The sequence below is a fragment of the Alterinioella sp. B-7 genome (assembly GCF_056857775.1).
Genome location: NZ_JBSXNT010000027.1, coordinates 16,428 through 29,183 on the forward strand (window position 1 = coordinate 16,428; position 12,756 = coordinate 29,183).

Below are 12,756 nucleotides of genomic sequence, written 5' to 3' on the forward strand. Positions count from 1 at the left end.
CCGCGCGTCGGATTGCGCAGCAATTCGACACCCCTTCAGCCAAGCGCCTCGCGCAACACGGTCTCGACCATCATCACATCGTCCCTCGTGCAGTCGAAACTGCCCGCCGTCATGCGGATGACGAACCGCCCTGCGTGGCGCGTCTGCGTCAGGTAGACCCGCCCATCCGCGTTCACCGCCCGGATCAGTCGCTCCGTCGCCGCGTCGCCATCGACATGGGCAAAGGTGAACAGCGCCAGCCGGGGCTCCGTGACCACCTCCAGCCCCTCGATCGCCGCCACCCGTTCGCACAGCTCCGCCACCCAGGTGACATGGTTGCGCAGCCGCGCCCGCAACCCCTCCAACCCGTAGGCGCGCAGCACGAACCACAGTTTCAGCGCCCGGAACCGGCGGCCAAGCGGCACCGTCCATTCGTTGAAATCGGTGACCTCGCCCTCCAGCGTCTCAAGGTAGTCGGGCCGCAGCCCGAGCGTCTTCACCTGGGGGGCGGGATCGGCCAGGAACTGCACCGAGCAATCGAACTGCACGCCGAGCCATTTATGCGGGTTGAAGACGATGGAATCGCAGCCCTCGGCGCCTGCCCAGAGCGGGCGGAACTCGGGGCAGATCATCGCCGAGCCTGCCCAGGCCGCATCGACATGGGTGTAGAGCCCCTCGGCCCGCGCCACCTGTAACCCGGCGGCGATATCGTCGAACGCGCCCACGGACGTGCCGCCCGCACAAAAGACCACGCCCGCCGGAAGATACCCCGCCGCGCGGTCGGCGCGGATCGCTTGCTGCAACGCGCCCGCCTCCATCGACAGGGAGGCATCCGTCGCCACCTTCACCAGGTTCTCCTGCCCGATGCCCGCCAGCCGCACCGCCTTGTCGATGGAGCTGTGGGTCTGATCCGACGCGTAAATCCGCACGCGCCCCGCGCCCGACAACCCGTGCGTCAGCCCCGCCCAGTCCAGCGCCCTCTCGCGCATCGTGAGGACCGCGCAAAGCGTCGCGGTGGTGGCGCTGTCATGGATCGTGCCGCGCATGTCGGCCAGGCCAAGGGCGGCGGCCAGCCAGCCCACCATCCTCTCCTCGATCTCGTTGGCGGCGGGCGCGGTCTGCCACAGCATGCCCTGCGCGGCGATCGCATTGGCCAGTTGCTCCGCCAGCATCGAGGCGGGCGAGGCGTTGGACGGGAAATAGGCGAAGAAACGCGGATGCTGCCAATGGGTCATGTTATCCGGCACGAGCCGTTCGAAATCGGCCCAGATCGCCTCCATCGGTTCCGGCTGCTCCGGCGCGGTGGCGGGCAGGGCGTCGCGGATGCTGCCCGGTGTCACCTGCCCGCGCACGGGCCGGTCGCGCAGCCCCTTGTGGTAGTCCCGCGCCCAGTTCGCCGCGCGCGCCGACCATTTCGGCAACTCGTCATGATCCATGTCGCATGTCTCCCGCTTCAGCTCTCCCGCTTCAGCATTTTGCGTATTGTCCGATTCAGACTGCGTCGAAAGGCGCGTTCGACCGTAGGGGAGAGGCAGCGCCTTTCGATTCAATTCAAACGCAAAGTGCTTTGTCGCGGGCAGTCAATGCACATGTTAACTAAAATCGCAAGCTCAGTCGCGGCGCAGCAGCGCATCGGTCTGCTCGCCCGAGAGGCCCTGCGCGAGGGGTGAGAAATCGCCCAGGTCGAACATCGCCTTGCCCGCATCATGGATCACCCGGTGCGTCGCCCGCGCCAGCGCGCCGCCAAGCGAGATGCGCGCGACACCCAACCCCGCGAACTCGGCGCGGCTGACCCGCGCGAACGGCCCCGCCGCCAGCGCGTTCACCGGCACCGACACCGCATCGCAGATCGCGCGCAGCCCCTCCAGGCTGCCCGGCATCGGCACATAGACGCAGCCCGCGCCGGCGGCCTCATAGGCCCGCACCCGCGCGATGGCCTCCTCAAGGTCGTATTGCCCAAGCAACACCCCGTCGGCCCGCGCGCAAAGCACGAAATCCTCCGGCGCGGCATCGGCGGCGGCGCGGATGCGCTCGACGGCCAGGTCGGCGGGGTAGGGGGCCGTCCCCGGCAGTTGAATATCCTCGATGCAGATCCCCGCCAGCCCGATCCCGGCGGCCAGCCGCACGGTCTCGGCGCAGGTCTCGGGGTCGTCGCCGAACCCGTTCTCGAAATCGCCCTGCACCGGAACCTTGACCGCCGCCATAAGATCCTGGGCATGGGCCAGCGCCTCGTCGCGGGTCAGCGTGCCGCCATCGGGCCGCCCCAGTGTAAACGCATGCGCCGCCGAGGATGTCGCAATCGCCCTCGCGCCCAGGGCCTCCAGCATCCGGGCCGAGCCCGCATCCCAGGCATTGGCCAGGATGAACGGCTCGCCGGGGCGGTGCATCTCGCGGAAAATCGCGCCTTGGGTCTCGGTCATGTCACGCAGTCCCTTGCATAATGTCTCTCCAACGCGATCAGGCGCTCCTTGCGCCAGAGCCCGCCACCGTAGCCGGTCAGCCCGCCATCCGCGCCGATCACGCGGTGGCACGGGATCACGATCGCGATCCGGTTGGCCCCGTTGGCGCGCGCAACGGCCCGTGTGGCCGAGGGGCGACCGATTTCGCGCGCAAGGTCGCAATAGCTGCGGGTGCGCCCCGGTTCGATCCGGCGCAACGCCCCCCAGACAAGGGCCTGGAACGGCGTGCCGCCGGGGGCCAGCGGGATGTCGAACTCCGCTCGCTCGCCCGCGAAATACCGTGCCAGCGCGTTCGCCACCGCTTGCGTCGGTTCAGGGCGACCAATGCCGATATCGCCCCTGGCATCATGCGCCAGCCGCTTCAACTCGGCAGGCAGCGCCTTGCGGTCGGCAAATTCCAGCAGGTAGAGCGCGCGCGCGTCGCTGACCGCCACCATCGGCCCCATATCGCTGTCGATCCAATCGGCCTGCAACCGCGCGCCCTGGCGCAGTTTTCCCGGCGCGACCCCCAGGAGCCGCGCAAAGCTGGCGCGGAAGGCCGAGGGGCTCTCGAACCCGGCCTGCAATTGCGCCTGGGTGACGCTGCCGGTCTCGGACAATGTCGTGAACCCCTCGCGCAATCGCCGCAGCCGCGCCATTTCGAGGAAACTCATCCCGAAGGCGCGTTTGAAGGCGCGGCGCACGGTCGAGGGGTCATGGCCCGCGCCGATCAGGTCGCCCTCGCGCCAGCGCCGGACCGGATCGGCCTCGAGCGCGGCCAACAGATCGGCGACAAGGGGCTCGGCGGCCTGCATCGGATGACATCGCTTGCAGGGCCGGAACCCGGCCTCCAGGCAGTCGGCCACGCTCGCGTGAAAGACGCAGTTTCTGCGCAGCGGTTTGCGGGCGGGGCAGGTGAGGCGGCAGAAGATCCCGGTCGAGGTCACGCCGACATAGGCGCGCCCGTCAAAGCCGGGATCGCGCGCCACCAGCGCATCATAGAGCGTGTCGGAATCGGGCAGGTCGAACATCATGACCCGACCCTAGCGCGGCTTTGCGGATCGTGACGCCGAAAAACGGGCGTGGATGTCGAAAAAGCAAACAAACCTGTCAGGAATTTCGTTCCGCCAGACGTCCCGCCAGCGCCAGAAGGCGGGCCACCGCATCCTCAAGCCTGGCGTCATCCGTGGTCAGCGCCAGCCGGATATGCCCCGCCGCGGCGTGGCCGAAGCTTTCCCCCGGCATCACCGCGATGGCCTCCCGATCCAGCAATTCGCGCCCGAACGCCTCGCCCGAAAGCCCCGTCGCGCGGATGTCCAGCATCGTGTACATCGCGCCCTGCGCCGGGATTGCGCGCACCACGTTCTGCCCCTCGACCAGCCGCAGCACGATGGCCCGTCTGCGACGGAAGGGGGCGGCGATTTCCTCTTCAAGATCAACGCCTAACGAGAGGGCGTGCAACCCCGCCTCCTGCACGAAACCGGCCACGCCATAGGTGGTGGCATTGGCCAGAAAGGTCAGGTTCTGGATCACCTCGGGCGGCCCCACGACCCACCCCAGGCGCGAGCCGGTCATCGCGTGGCTTTTTGACATCGAGCCCACGACCAACGTGCGCTTGGCCATGTCGGGCAGGGCGCGGGGGGAGATATGTTCCCCTTCCCAGACCTGCGTGTCATAGACCTCGTCCGAGATCAGCCAGAGGTCGTGATCTTGCGTGACCCGTGCGATTCCCTCAAGCGTTTCAATGCCATAGACGGCCCCGGTCGGGTTGTTGGGCGTGTTGACCAGCAGCGATTTCGCGCCCTCGGCCTTTTCCGCAATCGCCTCCGCCCGCGGCTGGAACCCATGCCGGGACCGCGCCTCGACCGCCACCGGAACCGCGCCGACCGCGCGCAACGTGCCGGGATAGGTGGCGTAATAGGGGTCGATATAGAGCGCCCGGTCGCCCGGATCGCAGGTCGCGTTATGCGCCGCGAACAGGCCCGCCTGCCCCCCTGGCGTGATCTGGACATGGTCGGGGGTGGTGGCAACGCCGGTGCGATCCGTCAGGCGTTTCGCGACCGCTTCGCGCAGCTTGGGCAGACCGGGGACGGGCGAATAGCCGGTCACGCCGCGCATCGCCGAGGCGTGCATCGCCTCCAGAATACGCGCGTCGGTGCCGATATCATGCTCGCCCTGCGTCAGTTCGATGATCTCCGCGCCTTGCGCGATGCGCGCCCGCGCGAGGTTGAAGAGGCCCCAGCCATCATCCTTGGCATCGCCGTTCAGCGTCGATATCCGATGTGATTGCCGCATGTTTCGCCCCGTTACGCCAAAGTCCGGGGCAAGGGCGCATCCCGCGCCGGATTTGTCAATCTCGCGGGGCCGGCCTGGCCTGAAATTTCCCGGTCAGATTGCCCCGGATGGTGCGGGTCAGGTTGGAAACGCTTGGCAGATCACGGAGATCACGCTACCATCCGCCCATGACCCGCACCAAGACCATTCCCTGCTGCATTACCGGCTGACATCTGTCCGCGTGGGTCCGTTTCCTTACTTCCATCCGAGGTTCTAAGTTGCTACCCCCGCCGGGCATCCCGCGCGCGAGGACACGCCTATGACCGAGATCACGCTTTACAATACGAAAACCCGCCAGAAGGAGCGGTTCGAGCCGCTCGATAAGAAGAACGTGCGCATGTATGTCTGCGGGCCGACCGTTTATGACCGTGCGCATCTGGGCAACGCGCGGCCCGTTGTGGTCTTTGACGTGCTCTACCGGCTGCTGCGCCATGTCTACGGGGCCGAACACGTCACCTATGTGCGCAATTTCACCGATGTGGATGACAAGATCAACGCGACGGCCCTGGCCCGCAAAGAGGCGGGGGCCAAGGGGTCGATCGAGGATCTGGTGCATGAACGCTCCGACGAGACGATCGACTGGTACCTGGCCGATATGGGCGCGCTCGGCGCCTTGGAACCCGACCAGATGCCGCGCGCGACCGAGTTCATCGCGCCCATGGTGGCGATGATCGAAGACCTTGTGGCGAAGGGCCACGCTTACGCCGCCGAGGGCCATGTGCTCTTTTCCGTCGACAGCTGGCGGGAAGGCTATGGCAAGCTCTCGGGCCGCTCGGTCGATGACATGATCGCGGGCGCACGGGTCGAGGTGGCGCCCTACAAGAAGAACCCGATGGATTTCGTGCTGTGGAAACCGTCGAGCAATGACCTGCCGGGGTGGGACTCGCCTTGGGGACGGGGGCGTCCCGGCTGGCATATCGAGTGCTCGGCGATGAGCCACGAGTTGCTCGGGGACAGTTTCGACATCCATGGCGGCGGGCTGGACCTGCAATTCCCGCATCATGAGAACGAGATCGCGCAGAGTAAGTGCGCGCATCCCGAGGGGGAGTTTGCCCGTTACTGGATGCATAACGAGATGCTGCAAGTTGAAGGCAAGAAGATGTCGAAATCGCTCGGCAACTTTTTCACGGTGCGGGATTTGCTGGATGGTCAAGATGGCGCACCGAAGGTGCCAGCAGAAGTGATCCGTTTCGTGTTCCTGCAGACGCATTATCGCAAACCAATGGATTGGACGGAGGCGAAAGCGGAAAAAGCCGCGCAAACACTCTTCAAATGGCGTACGCTTACGGAGAATGTGGTTCCGGCAAATACCGCGAATGAGTCTGTTCTCGCGGCTTTGGGCGATGATCTGAACACACCATTGGCAATATCTGCTCTCAGGAAATTGGAGTCTCAGCCAAGAGCGCTCTTGTTTAATGCACGCCTTGTTGGGTTGCTGCAGGAAGGAATGGGGGGATGGTATTCGCGGCGCAAGCTACACTATTCAGCGAACGACAAACTAACAGAACTGCTGAAACGTCGACGGATCGCTAAGGAAGAACGTGACTATCAACTTGCTGATTATATTAGAGATAGTTTGAAAGCGAAGGGGGTCAAGATCAAAGACCTGCCTGACGGAAAAGTGCAACCTAGCACGTCAATTGATGATGTTCACGACTATATGAGCTCTCTCTCTCCGGCGATGAGAAACGAGATATTTGGCGACTTGATTGGCAATAATGGAGAGCTTGATTTTGGAGCAGCGGCTGATCGCTACCTCGGGGTAATTGCCTCAGAAATCCTCCGAAACCTGGAGACCCTGAAATGAGCACCCCCATCACATGCCCCGCCCGGCCACAAGCCGGGCAGCCCCCGACCGCCCCCATGGGCGGGGGCTTCACCCCCACCCGCTGCCGGGGGCTGCCCTTTGTCCATGAGGTCACCCGATGACCAAAACCCGCCTCACCCTCTACGACACCACCCTGCGCGACGGTCAGCAGACCCAGGGCGTGCAGTTCTCGACTCAAGAGAAGACCCAGATCGCCGAGATGCTGGATACGCTCGGCCTCGACTATATCGAAGGCGGCTGGCCCGGTGCGAACCCCACCGACAGCGCGTTTTTCGACGCGGCACCGCAGACCCGCGCGCGCATGACCGCCTTCGGCATGACCAAGCGGGCCGGGCGCAGCGCGGAGAACGACGAGGTTCTGGCCGCCGTCCTCAATGCCGGGACCAAATCCGTCTGCCTCGTCGGCAAGACGCATGTTTTCCATGTCGAAACCGCGCTTGGCATCACGCTCAAGGAAAACCTCGACAACATCGCCAGGTCCGTCGCGCATCTGGTGGCCCAGGGCCGCGAGGCGCTGTTCGATGCGGAACACTTCTTCGATGGCTACAAGGCCGATCCCGCCTATGCGCTGTCCTGCCTGCACGCGGCGCATGATGCGGGGGCGCGCTGGATCGTGCTGTGCGACACCAATGGCGGCACGCTGCCCGCCGAGATCGCCGAGATCACCCGTGCGGTCATCGCGGATGACATTCCCGGTGCGCATCTGGGCATCCATACCCATAACGACACCGAAACCGCCGTCGCGGGCAGTCTTGCGGCGGTGGAGGCGGGCGCGCGCCAGATCCAGGGCACGCTGAACGGGCTTGGGGAACGCTGCGGCAATGCCAACCTGACCGCGCTGATCCCGACGCTTCTTCTGAAAGAACCCTATGCCAGCCGCTATGAAACCGGCATCACGCTGGACGCGCTGAAAACCCTCACGCGGGCCAGCCGCACGCTGGACGACATCCTCAACCGGGTGCCGATGCGGCAGGCGGCCTATGTGGGGGCCTCGGCCTTTGCGCATAAGGCGGGGCTGCATGCCAGCGCGATCCTGAAAGACCCCTCGACCTATGAACATGTCGATCCCGAACTGACCGGCAATGCCCGCATCATCCCGATGTCGAACCAGGCAGGCCAATCCAACCTGCGCCGCCGCCTGGCCGAGGCGGGGATCGAGGTCGCGCCCGGCGATCCGGCGCTTGCCGCGATCCTGGACGAGATCAAGGACCGCGAGGACCAGGGCTATTCCTATGACACCGCGCAGGCCAGTTTCGAGCTGCTCGCCCGCCGCGCGCTCGGGCGTCTGCCGCAATTCTTCGAGGTCAAGCGCTACAAGGTCACGGTCGAACGCCGCAAGAACAAGCGCAACCAGATGGTCAGCCTGTCCGAGGCCGTGGTGGTCGTGAAGATCGGCGAGGCCAAGATGCTCTCGGTCAGCGAGTCGATGGATGAGACGGGGTCGGATCGCGGGCCGGTCAATGCGCTCTCCAAGGCGCTGGCCAAGGATCTGGGGCCCTACCAGCAGTTCATCGACGATATCCACCTGGTCGATTTCAAGGTCCGCATCACCCAAGGCGGCACCGAGGCCGTCACCCGCGTCGTCATCGACAGCGAGGATTCGACCGGGCGGCGCTGGTCCACCGTGGGCGTCAGCCCCAATATCGTCGATGCCAGTTTCGAGGCGCTGCTGGACGCGATCACCTGGAAGCTGGTGCATGAGGGGGCCAAGCCATGAGCCGGTCGCCCTTCTTCACCCTGCACCGCGACCTGCCGCGCGAGGGCCCCGGTGAACGCGGCGATGTCGCCTGGGCCGCCGAGATGGCGGCGCTTGCCCCTGACGCGCGGATCTGCGAGGCCGCCTGCGGGCCGGGGGCCGATATCCCCGCGCTTCTCTTCGCGGCCCCTGACGCGGCGCTTATCGGCTTCGACCTGCACCAGCCCTTTGTCGAGGATGCCGCCGCCCGGTTTGCGGGCGATCCGCGGGTCACGATCCGGCAGGGGCGGCTCATTGCCACCGGGGATGGCCTGCCCGATCCCGCCGCCCTTGGCCCCTTCGACCTGATCTGGTGCGCGGGTGCCGCCTATTTCGAAGGCGTGGCGGACTGCCTGACCGCCTGGCACGCCGCACTGGCCCCCGGTGGGCACATCGCCTTTTCCGACGCGGTCTACCTGACCGGCAACCCCTCTGCGGCGGTGCGCGACAATTGGGCCGACTACCCTGACATGACCGATGCAGACGGGATCGCGGAACGGGTCGTGGCGGCGGGCTACCGGATCGTGGCCACCCGGCTGCTCTCGGACGCGGCATGGGAGGGCTATTACGGCCCCATCGAGCGCCGCATCGCCAGCCTGCGATCCGGTGCGGATGCCGCCCTGATGTCGGTTCTGGACGAGGCCGAGGCCGAGGCCCGCATCTGGCGCGCGCATCGCGACGAGTTCGGCTACCTGCTATCCGTGGTCACCCCTGCATGACCCTGCAAGCCTGCGCAGACCTGGTCCGACGCGGCGACCCCGACAGGTTCCTGGCCACCATGGCCGCGCCGCCCCCCGCGCGCCGGATCCTCTTTCCGCTCTACGCCTTCAACCTCGAGGTTGCCCGCGCGCCCTGGATGGTCTCCGAGCCGATGATCGCCGAGATGCGCCTGCAATTCTGGCGCGACGTGGTCGAGGAGATGGGGCAGGGCGCGGCCCCGCGCGCGCATGAGGTCGCGGCCCCGCTCGCCGAGGCGCTGCCGGCCTCCGCCGCGCCGCAACTCGACGCGCTGATCGCGGCGCGGCGGTGGGATATCTACAAGGACGCCTTCGAGGATCAGGCCCATTTCGACGCCTATCTCGATGCGACCTCCGGCAACCTGGCCTGGGTCGCGGCGCAGGCGCTCGGGGCGGATGCCGCCGCTGAGGGCCCGATCCGCGCGATGGCCTTCGCCGCCGGGATCGCGGCCCTCCTGCGCGCGGTGCCGGAGCTTGAGGCGCGCAACCGTATTCCCTTGCTGGATGGCACACCCGATGGCGTGCGGGCGCTGGCCAGGCGCGGCCTGGAGAAATGGCACGAGGGCCGCGCCGCCCAATCGCGGATCGCCAGGCCCGCCCGCGCCGCCCTGCTCGCGCTCTGGCGCACCGAACCGACCCTGAAAGTGGCCCGCGCCGACCCCGCCCGCATTGCCGAGGGCCGTCTCGATGAAAGCGAGTTCGCCCGCCGCGCCCGCTTGCTCAAGGCGCAACTCACGGGCCGTATCTGACGCCCCGCCCTGCTTTCATTTTGCGGAAAATACCTCCGCCGGAGGCCGGATTTCGTTTAGAAATCCGTCCCCGCCCGCGCCTCATACCGCCTCTTTCGGGCGCAGCCAGAGCCAGATCAGCGCCCCACCCGCCAACGCCAGGAACGGCACCATGGCCAGGTTCACCGCCGTCCAGCCCGCCGCCACCGACCCGCCCGAGCAGTTCATCAACCCGCCCGAGGCCAGCGAGGCCAGCGTCACGAAGCCAAAGACGATGGCGTCGTTCATGCCCTGCACCCGGCCACGCTCCTCGGGGGCATGGCTGGCCGTCAGCAGCGCGGTCGCCCCGATGAAGCCGAAATTCCAGCCCACGCCCAGAAGGATCAGGGCGCCAAAGAAATTCTCCAGCTCGACGCCCCACAGCGCCACCAGCCCCGCACCGGCCAGGATGGTCAGGCCGATGGCCATGATCCGTTCGGCGCCGTAGCGCGCGATCAGGTGGCCGGTGAAGAAGGAGGGGACGAACATCGCCAGCACATGGGCCGAGACCACATCGGCGGCATTGTTCCGATCGAAGCCGCAACCAACCACGGCCAGCGGCGTCGAGGTCATCACCAGGTTCATCAGCGCGTAGGAGACCATGCCCACGATGATCGCGGTCAGGATCTTCGGGTCGCGCAGAAGCGCGCGACGGCTGCGCCCCGTGGGATCGTCGGCATGACGCGGTTTCGGCCGCGGCAGGTCGAGAAACAGGAAGAGCAGCGCCCCACCTGCGTTCAGGATCACGATTGCAAAATAGACGCCGAGGAACGGAATCACGCTGACATCGCCCACCACCTTGACCAGTTGCGGGCCGATGAGGGCCGAGGCAAGGCCACCGGCCATGACGTAGGAAATCGCCTTGGGCCGAAAATCGTCCGAGGCCGCATCGGCGGCGGCAAAGCGGTAGAAGGCCTGCGCCGACATGTAGATGCCGGTGAAATAGCTGCCCAGAAGGAAGATCAGGAAGCTGTCGACGTAAAGCCCATAGGCCGAGACCGCGCCGCCCAGGGCGCCGCCGCCCGCCCCGATGAAGAACCCGGTCCGGCGGCCAAAGCGCTGCATGACCGCCGAGATCCAGGGCGCCGTGGTCATCGAGCCGAAGACGATCAGCGAGATCGGCAGCGTTGCCAGACACGGGTTCGGGGCAAGCATCTGCCCGGCCAGCCCGCCCACGGTGAACACCATCGGCATTTGCGCGCCCAGGATCGCCTGCACCGCGACCAGCACCGCCACGTTGCGGCGCGCGCGGGTATCGTCGGGGGCAGGGGTGGCGATCTCGGTCATGGCAAGATCGCTAGCCGCGATCGGTGCGAAAGGGAAGCCTTCCGGCCCCGGTCCGGCTGTGCGCCCCTGCACAGTATCGCGGATCATCCCGTTGATTCTGAACAGTTCGGCATCGGCATTGGCAATCCGGCCCGCCTGTGACAGCCTCCCTCTCCAGTGACCAAGCCGGGGATCCCATGGTCGGACGCATCATCGAGACCGACGCCTGCGTGGCCGAAGGCGCGGCCTGGCTGGCGCGCGCCTGCCCGCGCATGGGGCACGCCTTGCAGCAGTCCGGCCCGCTTGCCCTGCGCCGCCGCCCCGACGGCTTCGCCGAGCTTCTCTCCGCCATCATCAGCCAACAGGTCTCGACCGCCTCGGCCAGCGCCATCTGGGCCCGGATGCAGGCGGCGGGGCTGACCGATCCCGACCGCATCCTGGCCGCCAGCGAGGACGAGCTACGCGCCCCCGGCCTCAGCCGCCAGAAGGCCCGCTATGCAAGCGCGCTGGCCAGGGCGCGCATCGACTATACCGCCCTGCGCCGCGCCTCCGACGCCGAGGTCATCGCCACGCTAACCGCCGTTCCCGGCATCGGCCCCTGGACCGCAGAGATCTACGCCATGTTCTCGCTTGGCCGCGCCGATATATTCGCGCCGGGCGATCTCGCCCTGCAAGAGGCCGCGCGGCTGCTCTACGATCTGCCCGCGCGCCCGAGGGAGCGCGCGCTGCGCGACATGGCCGAAAGCTGGTCGCCCTGGCGATCGGTTGCCGCGCGCGCGCTTTGGGCCTACTACCGCGTGGCGAAACAGAGGGACGGCATCAGATGAGCAACACACTTGAATTTGGCCGCCGCGCGGCTGCATCGGGGCAGGGCGACAGCCTGGTGATCTTCCTGCACGGCTATGGCGCCGATAGCAACGACCTGCTCGGCCTCGCCGATCCGCTGGCGCAGCACCTGCCGAACACGGTTTTCGTCGCCCCGGATGCGCCGGAACGCTCGACCGTGAACCCGATGGGGTTCCAGTGGTTCCCGATCCCCTGGCTCGACGGCTCGCCCGAGGATCTGGCCGCCGCGGCCATGGCGCGCGCCGCGACCGAACTCGATGCCTTCCTCGACGCGATGCTGGAGGCGGAAGACCTGACCCCCGACCGCGTCGTTATCATCGGGTTCAGTCAGGGCACCATGATGGCGTTGCACGTGGCCCTGCGCCGCGACACGCCCTTCGCCGGCATCGTCGGCTTTTCGGGCCGGTTGATGGAACCGGAACTGCTCGCCGACGAGATCCGCGCCCGCCCGCCCGTCCTCTTGATCCATGGCGATGCCGATGACGTGGTGCCGCCGCAAAGCCTGCCCGAGGCCGCCGAGGCGCTGCAAGGCGCGGGCGTCGATGTCTATGCCCATGTCATGAAAGGCACCGGCCACGGCATCGCACCCGATGGCCTGTCTGTGGCGCTGGCCTTCACCCGCCAATGCCTTGGCCTCGACCAGGACGCCTGAACGCCCTTCTTTGTTCAGGAAAATATCCTCGGGGGGTGTGGGGGGCAGACAGCCCCCCGCGGATCGGCGCCGCAGGCGTCGAAACCGATTGCGTCTTGTCCAAACCTAGCCTCTTGCCAGACTCGTTTCCCCATATATAGTCCATTTCAGGCATGGGCGCGTGGCACCCGCTCG

The 12,756-nt window shown here is 66.7% G+C and carries 11 protein-coding genes; 6 read left to right on the forward strand and 5 right to left on the reverse strand.

Translation table 11 applies throughout. The features are described from left to right. Nucleotides 1-35: 35 nt before the first annotated feature. The 4 genes from AC13C7_RS07210 to AC13C7_RS07225 form a co-directional block, all read right to left on the reverse strand. On the reverse strand, nucleotides 36-1,415 hold the full coding sequence (locus AC13C7_RS07210; protein WP_482867051.1) for a pyridoxal phosphate-dependent decarboxylase family protein: 1,380 nt from the start codon (nucleotides 1,413-1,415) through the stop codon (nucleotides 36-38). A gap of 174 nt (nucleotides 1,416-1,589) precedes the next feature. After that, on the reverse strand, nucleotides 1,590-2,399 hold the full coding sequence (locus tag AC13C7_RS07215; protein WP_482867052.1) for an isocitrate lyase/PEP mutase family protein: 810 nt from the start codon (nucleotides 2,397-2,399) through the stop codon (nucleotides 1,590-1,592). Continuing rightward, nucleotides 2,396-3,451 carry a bifunctional transcriptional activator/DNA repair enzyme AdaA gene (locus AC13C7_RS07220; protein ID WP_482867053.1) on the reverse strand — a complete coding sequence of 352 codons (1,056 nt, stop codon included), beginning with the start codon at nucleotides 3,449-3,451 and terminating at the stop codon, nucleotides 2,396-2,398. Before AC13C7_RS07220 ends, AC13C7_RS07215 begins: the two co-directional genes overlap by 4 nt. A 76-nt stretch (nucleotides 3,452-3,527) precedes the next feature. Beyond that, a complete protein-coding gene (locus tag AC13C7_RS07225) occupies nucleotides 3,528-4,712 on the reverse strand; it encodes a pyridoxal phosphate-dependent aminotransferase (protein ID WP_482867054.1) in 1,185 nt (394 codons plus the stop codon). Nucleotides 4,713-5,010: 298 nt separating this feature from the next. On the opposite strand from AC13C7_RS07225, the gene cysS reads away from it, so the two are divergent. The 4 genes from cysS (at nucleotide 5,011) to AC13C7_RS07245 (ending at nucleotide 9,800) form a co-directional block, all read left to right on the forward strand. Then, the gene (gene cysS / locus AC13C7_RS07230) at nucleotides 5,011-6,558 is read left to right on the forward strand and encodes a cysteine--tRNA ligase (protein WP_482867055.1); all 1,548 of its coding nucleotides are present in this window, start codon (nucleotides 5,011-5,013) and stop codon (nucleotides 6,556-6,558) included. Nucleotides 6,559-6,676: 118 nt separating this feature from the next. Further along, a complete protein-coding gene (gene cimA / locus AC13C7_RS07235; protein ID WP_482867056.1) occupies nucleotides 6,677-8,296 on the forward strand; it encodes a citramalate synthase in 1,620 nt (539 codons plus the stop codon). After that, the gene (locus tag AC13C7_RS07240) at nucleotides 8,293-9,033 is read left to right on the forward strand and encodes a class I SAM-dependent methyltransferase (RefSeq protein ID WP_482867057.1); all 741 of its coding nucleotides are present in this window, start codon (nucleotides 8,293-8,295) and stop codon (nucleotides 9,031-9,033) included. The genes cimA and AC13C7_RS07240 overlap by 4 nt, the downstream gene beginning before the upstream one ends. Beyond that, entirely contained in the window at nucleotides 9,030-9,800 is a 771-nt protein-coding gene (locus AC13C7_RS07245; protein WP_482867058.1) for a squalene/phytoene synthase family protein, read from the forward strand. Before AC13C7_RS07240 ends, AC13C7_RS07245 begins: the two co-directional genes overlap by 4 nt. Nucleotides 9,801-9,881: 81 nt before the next feature. Here the strand turns inward: AC13C7_RS07245 and AC13C7_RS07250 are convergent, their stop codons facing one another. Continuing rightward, nucleotides 9,882-11,105 (reverse strand): MFS transporter, encoded by a 1,224-nt coding sequence (locus tag AC13C7_RS07250; protein WP_482867104.1) that lies wholly within the window; start codon nucleotides 11,103-11,105, stop codon nucleotides 9,882-9,884. Between the two features lie 176 nt (nucleotides 11,106-11,281). Between AC13C7_RS07250 and AC13C7_RS07255 the strand changes: the two genes are divergently transcribed. Together AC13C7_RS07255 and AC13C7_RS07260 are read left to right on the forward strand one after the other, a co-directional pair. Continuing rightward, entirely contained in the window at nucleotides 11,282-11,911 is a 630-nt protein-coding gene (locus tag AC13C7_RS07255; RefSeq protein WP_482867059.1) for a DNA-3-methyladenine glycosylase family protein, read from the forward strand. Further along, nucleotides 11,908-12,582 carry an alpha/beta hydrolase gene (locus tag AC13C7_RS07260; RefSeq protein WP_172321283.1) on the forward strand — a complete coding sequence of 225 codons (675 nt, stop codon included), beginning with the start codon at nucleotides 11,908-11,910 and terminating at the stop codon, nucleotides 12,580-12,582. Before AC13C7_RS07255 ends, AC13C7_RS07260 begins: the two co-directional genes overlap by 4 nt. Nucleotides 12,583-12,756 lie beyond the last annotated feature (174 nt).